We start from the raw sequence: 17192 nt of genomic DNA on the forward strand, positions 1-17192 counted from the left end.
ATCCCAACCAAATTGGTCGGGACTTGAAACTTATATTTTTACAAACAATTCCTCTTTTGACCGTCTGATTTTTTTAGCATTTACAAGATGATCTGCCTGTTCGTCTCTAAATCCTAAGGATAAAAGTGCACTTGAACCCATTCCCTTTTCAGTCAAACCTAAGATTCTGTCGACTTCGGCAGGATTGAATCCTTCCATCGGGGTGCTGTCCACCTGCTCTTCGGCTGCCGCTACAAGGGCCGAACCTAAGGCGATGTAGGCCTGCTTAGAAGCCCAATTAAAGATTTCAGGGGCTGTTTGTTTGGAGAAGTGATCCTTTAGGAAGGTTGCATACTGATCTAAAGCACCTTTCTCCATGCCTCTTTCTTCATATACTAAATCGAAATAGGTATCAATCTGTTCAGCAGTAATGTTTTTCCAAGCGGCAAACACCAATAGATGAGAACCTTCAATTACTTGTGGTTGCTTCACAGCAGTTGCATGTAATTTTTCACGCATTTCTTGATCCTCGATAACCAAGATTGTGAAAGGTTGTAAACCATTGGAAGTTGCGGTAAGGCGAATAGCTTCTAAGATATTTTCTAATTTTTCAGCAGGAACAGTTTTTCCGTTCATTCGTTTGGCTGCATAGCGCCAGTTTAAACTTTTAATTGTAGTGTTCATTTCGTTGGTATGTTAATATATGTATATACATGTATTTTATGTTAAAAGTTCACGGTGGTCATGGATATTTATTGATAATGTAGTTGGTGTGGTGAAAAGATTGTTAATGGATATTGATCGCTATTAGTTGATAATGAGATATGTGATTATCCGCAATTAAGCCAGAGTCAACATAATATCCGATCTATTGCGGATAATGGACCACAGTCAACTGTCCACTGTCAACAGATGCTTGAAAGCATAATGAATCTATTCATTTGTTTAGCAACTGGAATAAAAGCGGATAACCATCATGAGATATTATTGAATGCAAAAATGAAAAAAAGTTGAATAACTGCAATTTCTAAAATCTGTCCCTAAAATATCCAAATATCAAATATCTACTAATATCCCTATTTATTTCAATGCCTATAACTCGGTCCTTCCAAGACTTTAAAAACATGTAATACCGCAGGAAAAATCGCATCCATGGATTCTTCGGCACCTTTGGTAGAACCGGGCAGGGCTAATACAAGGGTGTTACCTATAATTCCTGCAACTGAACGGGACAGCATGGCTGTAGGTACACGCTGCTGACCATAGGAACGGATAGCCTCTTCTATACCCGGCACTTCGCGTTCAATTAATGGACGGATGGCCTCGGGAGTAACATCTTTAGGAGAAAGTCCTGTGCCTCCTGTAAAGATGACCAAATCAATTTCCGTTGTAACCAGAGTTTTAAGTTTTGATTGGATGGCTTCTATTGCATCAGGGATGATGGAATATTCCTGACATTGCACTTGAAGAGCTTCCAATTTTTGGATGATAACCTTCCCCGCTTGGTCCTCTTTTTGTCCAGCAGCAATGCTATCGGAACAAACGATGACAGCAGCCTTCAAATCCTTTCCAATAGTTTTAGCAAGATCTGATTTTCCGCCTTTTTTTTGGATCAACTTAATCTGCTCTATGCTGATATTTTTATCAATCGGTTTGAGCATATCATACATGGTCAATGCTACTACCGATGCCGCATGCATGGCTTCCACCTCTACACCGGTCTTATAGATGGTGTGAATTTCCACAAAGACAAAAATCTCCAAGTCTTTGATTTCGTAGGTCACAGCAGTGAACTCAATGGGAAGTGGGTGACAATCCGGAATCATGTCAGCTGTACGCTTCGCTGCAAAAAGTCCTGCCACTTTAGCCATTTCAAATACGTCTCCCTTAGGGACTTTTTTTTCTACCACAGCAGTGATGGTTTCTTGCGAACTTACTTTGACAATAGCCTGTGCAATGGCTTTTCGGAGTGTGGAGGATTTATGTGTGATGTTGACCATAGGCTGAGAGGTTAGAAGCGAGAGATTAGAAGCGAGAGAATAGAAACGAGAGGTTAGAAGTTAGAGATGAGAAGCGAGCCCTTCGACAGGCTCAGGGACCTACAAACAAGAAATAAGAGGTAAGAAGACATAAGATATTGATTGATATTTTCTTTCGGATATTGACTGATATTAAAGAAGTGTTAGACTAGCTGATAATTGGTCATAAAAACCATTTTGCAGGTCAAATTTGATTTGAATTCGTTAATATCCAATATCAATAAATATCCAATATCCATCAATGTCTATTTTCAAGTATTTACCTTCCACTCAGATTTCGAATCATCTATAATTTCTTTGCCCCAGATGGGGAGCTCTTTTTTGATGCGCTCGACGAGTTCTTCGCAGGCATCGATGGCAGCTTTGCGATGTTTGGAGGAGGTAAATACGAAAAGACAGATTTCTCCTGTCTTCACTTCTCCCAAACTGTGATAGATGTGCATGCAAGTCAAAGGATACTTGGCAAATACTGCTTCGCGGATTTCGAAAGCCTGTTGCAAGGCCATTTCTTCATAAGCAGTATATTCAATGGCTTTTACAATGCCACCTTCTTTTTCATCGGCCCTTACTTGGCCTAAGAAAATGCTGTGTCCGCCAATCGCCGTATTGCTGCTATGGTTGGCAATGGATTTAGCTATTTTCTCGGGAGCGATAGGGCCTTGAACGAATATGTTTTTTGGGGTTCGGGTTTTTTCCATGAGTATTTTGGTTTTTCTCGGAGATCTGCTTGTTGGTAGACAGGAACGCAAAGACGCAGTAATATGGTAGAAATAAGGTGGAAATAATGAGGGATATTAAGAGATATTTACCGAAGGCTATATTTTTTGATATTGGTTTTCAGTAGATAGATTAATTTTTAATTGGTTGTAATTTCCTCACAATATCACGAAGTTAATATCCATCAATATCTATACATATCTTCTCTAACTATTTCAATGTTAATTTTGAAAATACGATTCGATACCTCCTCTGATCGATTGTATGATTTTATCCGGATAGTGTTTTTTTAGCATATTCACGGCTTTTAAGCTTCGAATTCCTGATTGGCAAAATAGAAAGATTTGCTGGTATGGCTCCAATGGATGAGAAGTTCTTTCAAGTTCATCTAACGGTATTTGCACATAATTGAGTTCATCGAATTCTGGTTGTTCCCCATATTCACGGACATCTACGAGTATACTTGGATGGTCTCTTTTTGTTATTTCAATTACGGATTCCCAGTCTGTTTGGATATCCAAACCGCAGAAATTCTCATAATTCATTTGAAGGAGTTCATGGCTACTTTTTGGTCTTAAGTTTTCTGAATCTGGGTTTTTTGAAAGCTGAATTTGATAGGAAGCATGATTGCTTAAGTTGTAGAAAAGCATCTTGTCTTCCAATGTTTCCCCAAATCCACTAAGAAACTTGATTGCCTCAGTAGCCATCATCGTTCCGATAACACCAGGGAGCACCCCAAGTACGCCAGTTTCGTTGCAGTTGGGAACTTCAAAGGCAGATGGAGGAGTAGGGTAGAGGTCTCTGTAATTGATGGATGATGTTCCATGAGCATTGAAAATTGCGACCTGTCCTTCATTTTGATAAATGGCACCAAACACCAACGGTTTTCCCGCAATCAAACAAGTATCGTTGACAAGGTAGCGGGTAGGAAAGTTATCGGAACCATCGACTATTAAGTCGTAGGTTGAGATGAGTTTTAAGATATTTTCTTTATTCAAGAAAAAAGCATAGGCCTCAAGAGTGATATCATCGTATTTTTCTTGGATAACTCTAGCTGCAGTTTCAGCTTTATTGAGTCCTTTGTGTTTTTGTCCAAAGAGAACTTGCCTGTTGAGATTGGAATACGAAACCACATCCCCGTCCACGATGCCTATTTTTCCAATACCAGCCGCACTCAAATAGAGAAGGGCGGGGCAACCCAAGCCTCCTGCGCCAACGACAAGCACAGAAGCATCTCGTAATTTTTGTTGGGATGCAGGTCCGAAGCCGGGGAGAATATATTGGCGCTCAAATCTATCCATAGTTTATCCTCCGGAAAAGGGTGGTAGCAAAGCGACTTCTGCTCCTAATGCAATAGGAGCATTTCCGTTGACTTGTTTTTTATTGACTGCGATGCTGAATTTATGGTTTTTCAGGGCAGGGAACTGTTGGTGTAAAAAGCCCAGTAAGATTTCGGTCGTAGGGAAGTCATCCACTTCTAGTTGTGGTTTTCCTATGATTTCAGCTATTTTTCCGAAGGCTAATATTTTCATGAAGGTTTAATTTTTTGTAATGCTTAAGATTTCAAAACAACCCAAATCTGAATGAGAAATATTCTGATCAAAAAGCAGTTTCATATAGCAATTTGAGTGGTTCGATTTTCACGGTCAGCTGCAAACTTTAAAGCTGCATAAATATCTTGTTCCGTAAGTTCATCATAGTCGTTAAGAATTTCTTCTATCGACATCCCAGAAGATAACCAAGTCAATATATCCCCCACAGTTATTCTCATTCCTCTTATGCAAGGTTTACCTCCTCTTTTTCCAGGTTCTATTGTTATAATTGATTGATAGTTGTTCATAGTTTTGTTTATTCTTACCCTAAAGTAATGATTTTCTATCCCCAAATCAACTTAACAGCAGCAATAAACAATACAAAGGTAAGTGTATATTTCACGGCAGTATAATTGAATTTTTTTGCTCCAACATAAGCGCCTAAGGCACCTCCAGCAATGGTTAGTGGCATTAAAACCCATAATTGAGTGTCAAATTCTATGGTGGATACATTGATCCCTAGCAAGCCTGAAATGGAATTGAAGAAGATAAATAATGCACTGACAGCAGCGGTCTCTTTCATATTTGTCCATCCTAGTAAGAGTAAGATGGGGGATAAAATAATCCCGCCTCCAATACCAATTAATCCGGAGACAAAGCCAATTCCTAGACCAAGAAATGCGGATATAATCCAGTTTTCAGCTATCCGTGGCTCTGTTGATTTGGGGAAAATATTCAGAAAGCGTAAAATGGGGAAAAATAGCAAAACTCCGAGGATTTGTCTGTACAGACCAGCATCTATGGACAATTTCCCACCAATAAATGCCGCAGGAACAGAAAATAGAATAATGGAGAGAAAGAGTTTAGTTGGAAATTTTACAGTTCCTCTAAATGCCCAAAATGCCATCAATGAGACCACAATGTTGAGCATCAGAGCTGTTGGGCGAATCTGCTCAGGAGCGAAGTTGAATAAAGCCAAAAACATCAAATAGCTACTCGCGCCTCCATGTCCAACTGCTGCATACAAAAATGCCACAGTTGGTAATAATATATAAAGGATCCAGCTATATGCCTCCATATTTACCAAAGATAGATAGCTACTTGTTCACCTGCATCGAGAAAATCCACCCCTTCAGGGATTTCTGTAAATCCATCAGCCTGTGCAAATGCGATAAGATTGAAGGACTCCTGACCGGGTAAAATCTGTACCTGATTGTCTGCTATCTTTACTTTTAGGAAAAAAGTTAGGTTAGGACTTTTCTTGACAGGACTTGCTAAAGGAAGAAAAGTTTTACTTTCCCAATCAGCCTTTTTACCCATCCATTGATGAATAGCTGGTTTAACGTATTGATTGAAGCAAGTAATGACTGATGCAGGATTGCCAGGTAGTGCAAAGATTAACTGCTGCCCTTTGATGCCTGCAAAGATTGGTTTCCCAGGCTTTTGTTTGATTTTATAAAACAACTCCAGCACACCCTCTTTTTCCAATCCTTCTTTGACAAAATCATAGTCACCTACAGAAATGCCGCCGGATAAAAGTACTAAGTCAGTGTTTGATAGCGCTGTTTGGATTGCCTCTTGAACTGATACTGCATGATCCTCTACGCTGATAAAGTTCATTTCCTGAATTCCTTCCTGCCTCAAGTAAGTTTCCAAAACTGGTCCATTGGCATTGTAAATTTGACCATGTTCCAGGGTTTCTCCCACTTCTTTGATTTCACTTCCAGTGATGATTACCGTTACACGTGGAGGAAGAAAAACCGAAATCTGTGTCATTCCTACCGATGCAAGCAAGCCAATTCCACCGGGTGTAATGAAAGTTCCTTTGGGTAGGATACAATCTCCAATGCGCGTTTGAGCACCTTTTTTTCGAACATGCATGCCTTTCTCGGGGACTTGATTGTGTAGTGAAATGGTGTTTCCAGAAATAGTTACCCATTCCTGCTGAATGACGGTATCTGCACCCTCGGGTATGGGTGCACCTGTAAAAATGCGAACTGCTTTTCCTTCTACGAATGGGCTTGCTTCTTTTGCACCAGCAGCTATTTCCCCTTCCAATTCCCATGATTGAATGCCTTGCTCCCAAGCAATGGCATAGCCATCCATGGCAGAATTATCAAAGGTTGGGACATCTATTGGAGAAAAGATATCCTCTCCACAGACCAAGCCCGCGGCATCTCTCAATGAAACTTTACCCACTCTTTTGGAAGGGATTTGATGTTGAAGAATTTCTTTCGCCTGCTTTACGGAAATCATTTTTGTTTTTTCGGGTAGTGTATGTTTTAAGTGCTCGCCACGATCGCAAAGTTCTCCGCAACGAACGCCAAGTTATCTAATAGCCACTATTTCAACTTTGTATTAATTTATTTCCTCTCTCTACCACCAAGAGTCTCTCCATCCCCCAATATCCTAATATCCCAATATCCCCAAAACTATTTCCATTTATTTCCTCCCTCTACCACCAAAAATCTCTCCATCCCCCAATATCTCAATATCCAATATCACCAATATCCCCAAAACTATTTCCATTTATTTCCTCCCTCTACCACCAAAAATCTCTCCATCCCCCAATATCCCAATATCCCAATATCCCAATATCCCAATATCCCAATATCCCAATATCCTAATATCCTAATATCCCAATATCCCCTATCCCCCTATTTTAATCATACTCCTATTCTCAATCTTCTCTGCTTCTGCTGTGGTATAATCTGGAGTAAACTGACCTCCCAGGGCAGCATGTTTGTTCCAAATAGATTGGCGAATCAAAGGCTCAATATCTTTTCCTGCTCGGAGTGCGCCAAGAATATCCATTTCCTCTTTGCCAAAGAGGCAATTTTTCATTTTTCCATCAGCAGTAATACGCATCCTATTGCATGTACCACAAAAGTGTTCGCTCATCGTCGTAATGAAAGCAAAGGTTCCTAAAAACTCAGGAACTTGGTAAGCTTTCGCTGTATCGTTGGGAGCATCTTGGAGTTTGGTTACTTCATAGCGTTCTTTGACCATATCCAGCATTTTGGCAGCCGTCAGTACTTTTTCTTTGTTCCAATAATTACCTGTGAAGGGCATAAATTCGATAAAGCGTACATGGAGTGGATATTGTTCAGTCAATTGAACAAAGTTGACGAGTTCTCTTTCAATAATGCCATTCAAAGCAACCACATTCACTTTGACCCGAAAATTATGGGTAAGGAGGAGGAGTATATTATCCCAGACTTTTTGGAATTGATCGCGCTTGGTCAGTTGAAAAAAAGTATCTGCACGAAGTGTGTCTAAACTGATATTTACTTTTTTGACCCCAGCTGTTTTGAGTTGCTCCAGATAGCGGTCAATAAGTACACCATTACTGGTTATGGTGAGTTCTACGGGAAGAGAGGAAAGCTTTTCTAGAATACTTGGGAATTCCTTACGAACGAGGGGTTCTCCTCCGGTGAGGCGTATTTTTTTTACACCCAATTCCACAAATTTCTTTGCGATCAACTCAATTTCATGCACCTGCATCAAATGGGCATTGGGCATGCTTTGAATGTCCTCATCGGGCATGCAGTAGCTACAACGGAAATTACAGCTATCCGTCAGGGATATTCGGAGGTAGTCATGTTTTCTGTTGAATTGATCTAGCAGCATGTAGAAAGCTATTGAGAATACAAGAAAAAGCGAAGATGTAAAGGAAATGTTCCGGGCTAGGGGGAAATTACATGAATGGAATCCTTCAAAAGTTAATTTAAAAGGATTTTTTATCAATTTTCCCTAAACTTCTCATGCCAAAATAGGCTACTTCTTTCCTTTTTTCTGGAACATCAAAATAGAGATGATAGTGATTGCTACACCCTGGATTAAAGTTGGCATCACATTTCGGACAGGTATTGTTGGAGTCCATGTATTCTTGGATGGTCAACTCATGTCCACCTACTCCACAAAGAATGGCTTTTTGGTCAAATTCATTTTTTGGCCAAACTTGGTGTGGATGGTCAGCTTCTTCTTCATGACAAGAAAAGCAGGGATAATATTTATCGCAGCATTTAAACTTAATGGCAATCACATCTAAAGCAGAATGCCAATGCACGCATCTGGTTTGGTTGTCAATCGATTTGCCAAAAACAGTGATGCCTTCGATTTCTATGATATTGAAGAGTGGTTTAGCCTCATTTTGACTATGGCTTTTGATGTTCACTCCTAGTAAGAAAAACAAAAGAAAGGCGACATCAGAAGTACGGTACATGAAAGGTGTTTTTTTGATAGATACAAAGTTAGAAGAAATTGAGTATTACGCTAAATCCATTGCATATACGAGAAAATAGGAGGGGTACAGAGGATGCGTATGATTGGATCGCATGGATCTATTCTAGTCAATCGTTATTCCCAAGATTTAAAAAATAAACGTTTAATTTCAATTTGCATATTCATATACTACCTACAGTTACGTATTTTTAAGAAATTCTTGAACTAGTCGAAAAGGATATGAAAAGAAAAAATCAATAAATGGTAAAGGCACCAAAATTACGCTTTATCAGGTTGATTTGAAGGAGTTTATTTCACTGAAGGATATAGCAAAGTACAAAGACGCTAGCAGGACCGATGATATTGTAAAAAATTGGATTAGAAATCGGAAGACGATAGAATTGCTGGGATTTTGGGAACAGATTTATAAGCCCAATTTTAATCCCGTCGAATTCGAGGGGTTTAGGAAACAAGCAGGACTAAATAGTTTTGTTTTGACTCCTAAACGTTGGATAGAAACTTCCAATGCTGTTGGGATTATTTAAAAATTAAAGGCTTTTCACGTAAGTTTGTTGACAAATAAATGAATTGTATGCGATACATCGGTGGATTTTTACTTTTCTTGAGTTTAGTTGCCTGCAGTCCTAGGGGACAGATATTAGCGCTCAACAAGGTGGATGTGCAACCCTTCATAGACTTAAGAGTACAGGAATCCATCATGCTCAGTTTTCCTCAAAACTTATCTCAAGCTGATTTCAAAGCAGTAAGGGAATCCATGATTACGGGAGTTCGGATGCGGGGATTTCAGGATATTTTGGATATTGATGAGCATGATTTTGATTTAAAAGCAGCTCAGATCAACGACTTTTCTTTGGAAAGAAATATTCAACGTTTGTATGATAATTTGGGTGTAAGTTACTTTTTGGATATGCAGGTAGTCAGTAGAAAACCTTCTCGAAACTCAGGCTTAGGGTCTCAACTTCAGTACCGTGAGGCTATGGCGGCACCCTTCGCAGGTTCGCCTGGAATGATACCTGAACCCGAACACCGTACCATAACTAGGTATACGCTTTATCAAACCAATGGCGTGATTCCTTTAGCTTCCATGGAAGTAATGTCCCGACATTTACAAAATAATCAACTCGATGCCCGCGTGGTTAGGCAAGAATTGGAAGCCTTGTTTCAGCAAATATTTATGGCTGTGAATTGAAAGTAAAAGCTATTTGTATTTATGAGGATAAATTGAGAAGAACAGCTTCTGATGACAAATGCTTTCAGATTAGATTTGTAAAAGAATTACTTGACAAACCGAAACGGCAACATTACCAAATTCTGAATAAAATTTAATGATAGATTTACTGCAAATCCAAGCAATCGGAAGGGAAGTAAAAGTAGCCAAACCAGCGGGTAAAGAATCAATGCGAGCAAGGCCAAGGGCCAGCAAAGGATACATAGGATCAACCACAAGAGGAAAGTTAGCATTGTCGGTGTTTTTCATTTACCTTTTCAAAGTTTATGCCGTGGTTGAAAACTACCTCTAATGACAATAAATCGGGGTTAGGGTCATATGAATGCACGATTTCGGACATTCTGAATTGTTTCCTGTCCGTTTGTGTAAAAAATCAAACTTTTTCAAAAGCCTGATGAATATCATCTTTTATCTCAGGGTTAAGTCCCTTCTTTGTAGCTGTGTTTTTATTTCATACAATCATTAGTGCCATGAATCAAGCTTTGCATCAGTTTCATATCCCGGTAATGGGATTGGGATTTACCATAGACTCTCCACTGAAAGTAGCCAAATTCGGAATTACATCTGTCGTTTCCATTGTTGATGATCATCTGCTTGAGGAAATGCGGAGAATTTATTCCCGAAAGTATGCTGTGCCTTACATCCCGATTTTAGAAGGAGAGGAGGATCATAGAGCCAAACGTGTAACTGCTTATTTGGACCTTTTGCATGACTTAGTGGACCAGCAAGTAAATCAGCTACGTGTAGAGGACTTTGAATCGTCCACAAGCATTCATAATTTTTTTGAACTCCTGCCAAGTAATCATACTTATGCGGTAATTTACCGACAAATGTTGGAAGCAAATGGAGAGGAACGATTCGCTTTACAAGAGCAATTGCGAACATTCATCCAAGCGGGAAACATTGATGTCAACATTATGACAAAGGTGGATAAGATCAATCGGACCAAGACAGGAGAGGTTCTTCCTCGGGAATACTCGGATGCTTTGGCAGCTTTGCGAGGTTTTGCCAAAAGTAAGGTCAGAGGAAATGTAGTGTTTTCTGCCGGATTGAATCCAGCGCTTTACAGTTATTTGGAGGAGTTTGAGGATTTTTTTCCTGATAAAGCAGGTACTATTGCCAAAGGAGTGATTTTGAAAGTTTCTGACTATCGTTCTGCAATGATTCAGGGCCGGTTTTTAGCTAAAAAAGGTATTTGGGTCAACGAGTTTAGGATAGAGTCTGGCTTAAATTGTGGAGGCCATGCCTTTGCAACGGATGGGATTTTGGCAGGACCGATTTTGGAAGAATTTAAAAATAATAAGAAGTCTTTAGCAGATTTGCTAAGAGAAAGCTGTAATCAAGCACTCTTAAGCAAAGGGCGTTTTTTGATCACAGACGATACTCTTCCCAAAATCACCTATCAAGGGGGCCTTGGGAATGCACAAGAAAATGAGTTTTTACTAAACCATTATGCCTTGGATGGGACCGGCTGGGGAAGTCCATTTCTTTTGGTGCCAGAAGCCACCAGTGTGGATGATGAAACACTTCAGCGGATCTTGGAAGCTAAAAAGTCAGACTATTACTTAAGTCATGCCTCGCCCTTGGGAGTACCTTTCAACAACCTGAGAACTAGCACAGGGGAAGATCAGCGCAAAGCAAGAATCGAAAAAAATAGAGCAGGAAGTCCTTGCTACAAGAAGTTTTTAGCATTCAGTACTGAGTATTCAGAAAAACCAATTTGTACAGCCTCCAGAGAATACCAACATTTAAAATTGAAGCAATTCAATGCAGGGGAAGTTTCACAAGAGGAAATGACGGAAGTTTTAGAAAAGGATTGTCTGTGTGAAGGCTTAAGTGCTCCGGCGATATTGCATGCGGGAGAAGTACCTGCACGAAATTTAAAAGCAGTGACCATTTGTCCAGGTCCTAATTTGGCTTATTTTAAAGGAATTTATAGCTTGAAGGAAATGGTAGGCCATATCTATGGAAAATTGCAATTGCCTTTAGACCCTGAGCGTCCCCATGTATTTATCAAAGAATTGCAGTTGTATGTGCAACACCTTCAAAAAGAAATGGAGAAGACCTTGCCAGAACAAACAGCCAAATACGCTAGCTACTTGGAAAAGTTTAAAGGGAATTTGCTCGAAGGAATGAATTACTACAAAGAATTGGCGAATCAATGGAGTATGGATACGGAAGAAGTGATGAGCAGCTTCAAAGCACAGTTGCAAGCTTTAGAGGATGAGGTGAAGGGATTAGTTCCTGTGATAGTTTAAAACTTATATAAAAGCTAATGTGATTTTGGTCGCATTGGCTTTTTATTTTTCCTTTTATTTTGCAATCATATTGCAAATGATTAAGTCTCTCTTCCATATCGCTACGTCGGTTTTGATTCTCTTGATGGGGATGAATTACTCCATTATTCAAGCAGAGTTTTATCTGAATAGAGCCAAAATTGCAGAAGCACTTTGTGAAAACAAGAACAAACCTGAATTGGCATGTGATGGGCTTTGTGTATTAGGAAACAGATTGTCTGAAGAAAAAGAAAAGAATGAGAGTTCAATAATCTATGAGTTCCAAATTTTCCTCTACATTTTGCCAGATATTTTTGAGCTAGACAAAAATGACAGCTTTCCCAACTGTAGGCAATATACACAATCATCAACTCAACAACTGATTTCACAGCTTAGCCTTGATTTTTTTCATCCTCCAAAAATTTAATAAATCACTTTCTTGAAATTTAATGAAGCGATTAGCTTCACTCGTTTTCCTGTTTTGTGCGGGCACACTTTAGTTCAAAATTAAGTCATTGAAATTTAATGGATTATTTCGATTGATTTTGTGTTTTTGGGTGTCTCGGATTATTTTTAGTTTATGTTTGTGAGACGTAAAAGGAATTCTAGCGGTAGCTTTAGTGTACAGATTATCCAAAAAGTAGGCAGAATCAATAAAGTTGTCAAGTCATTAGGCAGTTCTTTTGATGAATCAGAGCTTGTTCTCCTTGAAAGGCAGGCCTTACTTGAAATTGAGAAAATGAAGGGTCAGGCTTCCCTGTTTTCCAATGATAGGGATACCAACCTAAAATCTGTGCTTTCCAATGTAAGTAATAGCGAAATAGAGCTTATTGGTCCTGATAATATTCTTGGAAAGGTTTATGAGTCAATAGGGTATCACACTATCGGATTAGATGAGCTTTTCAGAGACCTGATCATGTCTAGGCTTGTTTATCCTGGATCCAAGCTGAAAACCATCGATTATCTTGCCAGGTTCAAGAACAAGGAAATCAGCGTTTATTCCATCTATCGGTATATGGATAAGATCCATAGAAATTATAAAGATAGGATTGAAGCGTTGACATTTAAACACTTCAAGGATATTTTAGGGGGGAATATCGGCCTTATTTTTTACGATATGACTACGTTATACTTCGAGGTGCCAGATGAAGATGATTTACGGAAAATAGGCTATTCAAAAGACGGCAAGCATCAGCATCCCCAGATCAAATTAGGGTTGCTAGTAGGACCTGATGGCTACCCCTTGGGGTATGATATTTTGAAGGAAGCACTTATGAAGGGCATACACTTATTCCTGTATTGAAGAATATTGAAAAGAAGTTTTCTATTGACAAACCTATTGTGATTGCTGATGCAGGTTTACTGTCATCGACCAATATCGATGCACTCATCAGCAATGGGTACAAGTTTGTCCTAGGAGGTAAAATCAAGAATGAAAGTGCTGAAATCAAAAATAAAATCCAACAACTGGAGGTTACCGAAGACAAACCAAGGGAAGTGAAAAAGGATGGTTATAGGCTTATTGTGAGCTTTTCAGAAAAACGGAGGAAGAAGGATTCTCATAATCGGGAAAAGGGCCTTAAAAGCTTGAAAAAAAGGTTAAAAACGGGAAACTAGATAAAAATAGATCAATAACAGAGGGTATAACAAATACCTCAAGTTGGAATCAGAAATAAAAGTAGCTATCGATTACACTAAATATGAAATGGATGCTAGATGGGACGGTTTGAAGGGCTATCTGACAAACACGTCTATGAAGCCAGTTGAAGTCATTGCAGCATATGGAAACCTGTGGCATATCGAGAAAGCTTTCCGAATAAGTAAAACTGATATCAGAATAAGACCTATTTATCACCGTATACCAAGAAGAATAGAAACACACATCTGTATCTGTTTTGTGTCTTATGCAGTTTTCAAGGAGCTAGAAAGAATGTTAAAAATATCTAAAGCGGGTTTTTCTGCAACAAGAGCAATAGAGCTGACAAAAAACATGTATCAGATAAAAGTTTTCCTTCCAGATTCAAAAACTTATACAACTATACCGCTTAAACCAACCGAGGAACAGCAAGAACTTATCTCAGTTATTATGAAAATTTAGCGTGGGTGTCCCATCGCACAAAACAGGAGAATTGGCGAATCAATGGAGTATGGATACGGAAGAAGTGATGAGCAGCTTCAAAGCACAGTTGCAAGCTTTAGAGGATGAGGTGAAGGGATTAGTTCCTGTGATAGTTTAAAACTTATATAAAAGCTAATGTGATTTTGGTCGCATTGGCTTTTTATTTTTCCTTTTATTTTGCAATCATATTGCAAATGATTAAGTCTCTCTTCCATATCGCTACGTCGGTTTTGATTCTCTTGATGGGGATGAATTACTCCATTATTCAAGCAGAGTTTTATCTGAATAGAGCCAAAATTGCAGAAGCACTTTGTGAAAACAAGAACAAACCTGAATTGGCATGTGATGGGCTTTGTGTATTAGGAAACAGATTGTCTGAAGAAAAAGAAAAGAATGAGAGTTCAATAATCTATGAGTTCCAAATTTTCCTCTACATTTTGCCAGATATTTTTGAGCTAGACAAAAATGACAGCTTTCCCAACTGTAGGCAATATACACAATCATCAACTCAACAACTGATTTCACAGCTTAGCCTTGATTTTTTTCATCCTCCAAAAATTTAATAAATCACTTTCTTGAAATTTAATGAAGCGATTAGCTTCACTCGTTTTCTATTACCCTTCAGGAACATAAATCTTGAAAGGCAATGGTAGTTTCTTGGGATTTATTAAAATTTTAAAATATGTTTTCAATACCAATTCGATGGATAATGGCTCTGCTGTTATCGTTTAGTTTCATTTACACAACGTTCGCCCAGACGATCCAATTACTCGATCGCCAAACCTTAGTCCCTATCATAGGATTGACCTATCACTATGCTGATCAATCCGGTGTTTCAGATGAACTTGGTAATATCACCCTTCGCTTTCAAAAAGGAGAGTCCATTCATTTCAGTCACGTTTTATATGGTAAATGGAGCTTAAAAGCCCCAGAACTCCAAACCGCTTTGCAGCAGGGAAGGGTTTTACGGACGGAACAGGCCTATCATTTGCAACAGGTCACCGTCATTTCTTTAAAACAAACGGATGAAAAAGATCAGCGGATCATGATATCGGATCAAGAGCGCTTACACCACGATGCAGGAGCTATTTTAAATCAAAACCCTGTTGTTAACGGGATTCGTAAAAGTGGGGCTTTTGCTTTTGATCCCGTCATGCGAGGATTTAAGTATGAGCAATTAAATATTGTCATTGATGGTCTTCAGTCTGCTATTGCGGCCTGTCCCAATCGCATGGACCCGCCAACATCCCAAATTGCCTTAAACCGGATCAAGCAAGTAGAAATCCTCAAGGGGCCACATGCCTTGCGCTACGGCATTGGGTTGGGCGGAACGATCAACTTTGTACAGGAGGATCCTAATTTTTCTTCCCCCAATGGAGTGTATGGTCGGTATTCAAGTATGTACGAGCATAACGGGAATATTTGGAGACATGAGGGAAGAGTAGGCTTGTCAGGGGAGAATCATGACATCGGTATCATGGGTTCTTGGTCCGCAGGAACTGATTATGTAGATGGTGAGGGCAATGTTGTACCAGCTAATTTCAGAAGAGGAACAGTCGGAATGTATGGGGATTTCAAAGTGGGTAGAAGGGATTTGGTTCAAGTGACAGTCAATAGAAACTTTGCCAGAGACGTTGATTTCCCAAGTTTAGCAATGGATTTACGTTCCGATGATACTTGGATGGGTTCGTTGAGACATACACGCACTTTTCAGCAACGTAATTTATTATCATGGACATCCTCAATTTACCTAACCAAAGTTGACCACCTGATGGATAACTTGTTGAGAGATTTAAATCCTAGAATGAGCAATGCAAGAGTACCAGCCTTTACTCAGAATTATGGTGGGCGTACAGAAGGTTTGTGGAAATTGGGAAATGGCCGAATATATGCGGGGGCAGATTATCGCTCTGAGTCTGCACAAGGAATCCGGGAACGGGAATTTTTGATGGGGCCCATGGCTGGAAGAGTTGTATTGGATAATGCTTGGCAGGATTCACAAATCCAAAAATTAGGAACTTTTGTGAATTATAATTTGCCATTAGGTGCGTACATGTTTTCTGTAAGTGGGCGTTTGGATGTTAATCACGCCGTAGGGAAGGATATTCTGCCTGAATTCGAGCAGGCAAATAGGGCTAGCCAAGTGACTCAATTGAACCCAGGTATTTCTTTGGGGCTCAAGAAAGACTTGACAGATGAGCTTAACATGAGTGTATGGTTGGCTAGGGTGCAACGAAGCGGTAGTTTGACCGAGCGATTTATCAATTACTTTCCAGTGGGCATGGACCCTTTTGAGCTGGTTGGGAATGCAGCACTCAAACCTGAAACCAACAATCAGTTAGATTTTGTAGTAGGCTACAAGAAAGAAAAAATTCAGGTGGAGTTCAATGCCTTTGCTGCCTACTTAACCGATTATATCACAGCAGAGCGAACGGAATTGACTCCGAGAATAGCCTCTGCTCCTGGAGTTAGGCAATTTATCAACATCGATAGAGCATTGAAAACAGGAGTAGAACTTAACCTGAGTCAATATCTGGGTTGGGGCTTGCAACAGCAGTTTGCTTTTGCTTATACTTATGGTCAAAATCTTAGCCTCTCAGAAGCACTACCAGAAATTGCACCGTTGGACATTCGATATGCTTTGATTGGAAATCATTTGGATAGTAAGCTGCATACAGCGCTCCGATTACGGCATGTGACCGCACAAAACAGAGTTTCAGCACTCTTTGGTGAAATGACTACTCCTGGGTTTACGTTAGTAGATGTGGATGCATCGTACGCAATTACGTCTCAATTAGCATTGAAAGTTGGTGCTCAAAATTTACTCAATCTAGCTTATTACGAACATTTAAACCGTCCTATTGGATCCGACAGGAGACCCTTGTTTGCTCCGGGAAGGAATTTCTTTGTGATGGTGAGTATGAAGTTTCCTTAAGGATTAGATGAAAAAAAGCTATTTGAGTACTAGTTTACAGAATGCATCAAATAGCTTTTTTATTTTTTTTATCTAAAATCGCTCGGTAGTTTATATGTTTGGAATATAAAAGCCTGATTTAT

The 17192-nt window shown here is 39.4% G+C and carries 17 protein-coding genes and 1 pseudogene; 7 read left to right on the plus strand and 11 right to left on the minus strand.

Annotated elements, in window-relative coordinates; genetic code table 11:
• Nucleotides 1-30: 30 nt before the first annotated feature.
• The 10 genes from IPZ59_RS12150 to IPZ59_RS12195 all read right to left on the minus strand — a co-directional run bounded on the left by IPZ59_RS12150 (nucleotide 31) and on the right by IPZ59_RS12195 (nucleotide 8492).
• The gene (locus IPZ59_RS12150) at nucleotides 31-663 is read right to left on the minus strand and encodes a nitroreductase family protein (protein WP_236136316.1); all 633 of its coding nucleotides are present in this window, start codon (nucleotides 661-663) and stop codon (nucleotides 31-33) included.
• Between the two features lie 401 nt (nucleotides 664-1064).
• A complete protein-coding gene (gene moaCB, locus IPZ59_RS12155) occupies nucleotides 1065-1979 on the minus strand; it encodes a bifunctional molybdenum cofactor biosynthesis protein MoaC/MoaB (protein ID WP_236136317.1) in 915 nt (304 codons plus the stop codon).
• A gap of 290 nt (nucleotides 1980-2269) precedes the next feature.
• A complete protein-coding gene (locus IPZ59_RS12160; RefSeq protein WP_236136318.1) occupies nucleotides 2270-2716 on the minus strand; it encodes a molybdenum cofactor biosynthesis protein MoaE in 447 nt (148 codons plus the stop codon).
• A gap of 240 nt (nucleotides 2717-2956) precedes the next feature.
• Nucleotides 2957-4036 (minus strand): HesA/MoeB/ThiF family protein, encoded by a 1080-nt coding sequence (locus IPZ59_RS12165; RefSeq protein ID WP_236136319.1) that lies wholly within the window; start codon nucleotides 4034-4036, stop codon nucleotides 2957-2959.
• 3 nt (nucleotides 4037-4039) lie between these two features.
• Nucleotides 4040-4267, minus strand: coding sequence for a MoaD/ThiS family protein (locus tag IPZ59_RS12170; RefSeq protein WP_236136320.1), 228 nt, complete (start codon nucleotides 4265-4267; stop codon nucleotides 4040-4042).
• An 80-nt stretch (nucleotides 4268-4347) separates the two neighbouring features.
• On the minus strand, nucleotides 4348-4575 hold the full coding sequence (locus IPZ59_RS12175) for a DUF433 domain-containing protein (protein WP_236136321.1): 228 nt from the start codon (nucleotides 4573-4575) through the stop codon (nucleotides 4348-4350).
• Nucleotides 4576-4610: 35 nt separating this feature from the next.
• Nucleotides 4611-5345 (minus strand): sulfite exporter TauE/SafE family protein, encoded by a 735-nt coding sequence (locus IPZ59_RS12180; protein WP_236136322.1) that lies wholly within the window; start codon nucleotides 5343-5345, stop codon nucleotides 4611-4613.
• Nucleotides 5346-5347: 2 nt separating this feature from the next.
• The gene (locus tag IPZ59_RS12185) at nucleotides 5348-6523 is read right to left on the minus strand and encodes a molybdopterin molybdotransferase MoeA (RefSeq protein WP_236136323.1); all 1176 of its coding nucleotides are present in this window, start codon (nucleotides 6521-6523) and stop codon (nucleotides 5348-5350) included.
• A gap of 393 nt (nucleotides 6524-6916) precedes the next feature.
• Nucleotides 6917-7897, minus strand: a complete 981-nt coding sequence (moaA, locus tag IPZ59_RS12190) for a GTP 3',8-cyclase MoaA (RefSeq protein WP_236136324.1) — start codon at nucleotides 7895-7897, stop codon at nucleotides 6917-6919.
• Nucleotides 7898-7994: 97 nt separating this feature from the next.
• Nucleotides 7995-8492, minus strand: coding sequence for a CHY zinc finger protein (locus IPZ59_RS12195; protein ID WP_236136325.1), 498 nt, complete (start codon nucleotides 8490-8492; stop codon nucleotides 7995-7997).
• 591 nt (nucleotides 8493-9083) lie between these two features.
• On the opposite strand from IPZ59_RS12195, the gene IPZ59_RS12205 reads away from it, so the two are divergent.
• Nucleotides 9084-9701, plus strand: a complete 618-nt coding sequence (locus IPZ59_RS12205) for a hypothetical protein (RefSeq protein ID WP_236136327.1) — start codon at nucleotides 9084-9086, stop codon at nucleotides 9699-9701.
• Between the two features lie 69 nt (nucleotides 9702-9770).
• On the opposite strand, the gene IPZ59_RS12210 is transcribed toward IPZ59_RS12205, so the two are convergent.
• Complete coding sequence (locus tag IPZ59_RS12210; RefSeq protein ID WP_236136328.1) at nucleotides 9771-9989, minus strand: hypothetical protein; 219 nt, start codon at nucleotides 9987-9989, stop codon at nucleotides 9771-9773.
• A 221-nt stretch (nucleotides 9990-10210) separates the two neighbouring features.
• Between IPZ59_RS12210 and IPZ59_RS12215 the strand changes: the two genes are divergently transcribed.
• The 6 genes and pseudogenes from IPZ59_RS12215 (at nucleotide 10211) to IPZ59_RS12250 (ending at nucleotide 17070) form a co-directional block, all read left to right on the plus strand.
• Nucleotides 10211-11998: a hypothetical protein gene (locus tag IPZ59_RS12215; RefSeq protein WP_236136329.1), complete on the plus strand. Its 1788-nt coding sequence runs from the start codon at nucleotides 10211-10213 to the stop codon at nucleotides 11996-11998.
• A gap of 76 nt (nucleotides 11999-12074) precedes the next feature.
• On the plus strand, nucleotides 12075-12443 hold the full coding sequence (locus IPZ59_RS12220; protein ID WP_236136330.1) for a hypothetical protein: 369 nt from the start codon (nucleotides 12075-12077) through the stop codon (nucleotides 12441-12443).
• Between the two features lie 153 nt (nucleotides 12444-12596).
• Nucleotides 12597-14114 (plus strand): annotated as a pseudogene (locus IPZ59_RS20380) (IS1634 family transposase).
• Between the two features lies 1 nt (nucleotide 14115).
• Nucleotides 14116-14253, plus strand: a complete 138-nt coding sequence (locus IPZ59_RS12240) for a hypothetical protein (RefSeq protein ID WP_236136334.1) — start codon at nucleotides 14116-14118, stop codon at nucleotides 14251-14253.
• 76 nt (nucleotides 14254-14329) lie between these two features.
• A complete protein-coding gene (locus tag IPZ59_RS12245) occupies nucleotides 14330-14698 on the plus strand; it encodes a hypothetical protein (RefSeq protein ID WP_236136330.1) in 369 nt (122 codons plus the stop codon).
• Nucleotides 14699-14817: 119 nt separating this feature from the next.
• Nucleotides 14818-17070 (plus strand): TonB-dependent receptor domain-containing protein, encoded by a 2253-nt coding sequence (locus IPZ59_RS12250; RefSeq protein ID WP_236136335.1) that lies wholly within the window; start codon nucleotides 14818-14820, stop codon nucleotides 17068-17070.
• Nucleotides 17071-17192 lie beyond the last annotated feature (122 nt).

The organism is Mongoliitalea daihaiensis (assembly GCF_021596945.1).
Lineage (GTDB): Bacteria > Bacteroidota > Bacteroidia > Cytophagales > Cyclobacteriaceae > Mongoliitalea > Mongoliitalea daihaiensis.

What these genes read in the sequence shown, in the direction of transcription:
- IPZ59_RS12180 (WP_236136322.1), bottom strand. Translation starts at nt 5,345, where the DNA reads ATGGAGGCATATAGCTGGATCCTTTATATATTATTACCAACTGTGGCA.
- IPZ59_RS12195 (WP_236136325.1), bottom strand. Translation starts at nt 8,492, where the DNA reads ATGTACCGTACTTCTGATGTCGCCTTTCTTTTGTTTTTCTTACTAGGA.
- IPZ59_RS12250 (WP_236136335.1), top strand. Translation starts at nt 14,818, where the DNA reads ATGTTTTCAATACCAATTCGATGGATAATGGCTCTGCTGTTATCGTTT.
- IPZ59_RS12205 (WP_236136327.1), top strand. Translation starts at nt 9,084, where the DNA reads ATGCGATACATCGGTGGATTTTTACTTTTCTTGAGTTTAGTTGCCTGC.
- IPZ59_RS12215 (WP_236136329.1), top strand. Translation starts at nt 10,211, where the DNA reads ATGAATCAAGCTTTGCATCAGTTTCATATCCCGGTAATGGGATTGGGA.
- IPZ59_RS12185 (WP_236136323.1), bottom strand. Translation starts at nt 6,523, where the DNA reads ATGATTTCCGTAAAGCAGGCGAAAGAAATTCTTCAACATCAAATCCCT.
- IPZ59_RS12170 (WP_236136320.1), bottom strand. Translation starts at nt 4,267, where the DNA reads ATGAAAATATTAGCCTTCGGAAAAATAGCTGAAATCATAGGAAAACCA.
- IPZ59_RS12150 (WP_236136316.1), bottom strand. Translation starts at nt 663, where the DNA reads ATGAACACTACAATTAAAAGTTTAAACTGGCGCTATGCAGCCAAACGA.
- IPZ59_RS12175 (WP_236136321.1), bottom strand. Translation starts at nt 4,575, where the DNA reads ATGAACAACTATCAATCAATTATAACAATAGAACCTGGAAAAAGAGGA.
- IPZ59_RS12220 (WP_236136330.1), top strand. Translation starts at nt 12,075, where the DNA reads ATGATTAAGTCTCTCTTCCATATCGCTACGTCGGTTTTGATTCTCTTG.
- IPZ59_RS12160 (WP_236136318.1), bottom strand. Translation starts at nt 2,716, where the DNA reads ATGGAAAAAACCCGAACCCCAAAAAACATATTCGTTCAAGGCCCTATC.
- IPZ59_RS12165 (WP_236136319.1), bottom strand. Translation starts at nt 4,036, where the DNA reads ATGGATAGATTTGAGCGCCAATATATTCTCCCCGGCTTCGGACCTGCA.
- moaA (WP_236136324.1), bottom strand. Translation starts at nt 7,897, where the DNA reads ATGCTGCTAGATCAATTCAACAGAAAACATGACTACCTCCGAATATCC.
- IPZ59_RS12245 (WP_236136330.1), top strand. Translation starts at nt 14,330, where the DNA reads ATGATTAAGTCTCTCTTCCATATCGCTACGTCGGTTTTGATTCTCTTG.
- IPZ59_RS12210 (WP_236136328.1), bottom strand. Translation starts at nt 9,989, where the DNA reads ATGAAAAACACCGACAATGCTAACTTTCCTCTTGTGGTTGATCCTATG.
- moaCB (WP_236136317.1), bottom strand. Translation starts at nt 1,979, where the DNA reads ATGGTCAACATCACACATAAATCCTCCACACTCCGAAAAGCCATTGCA.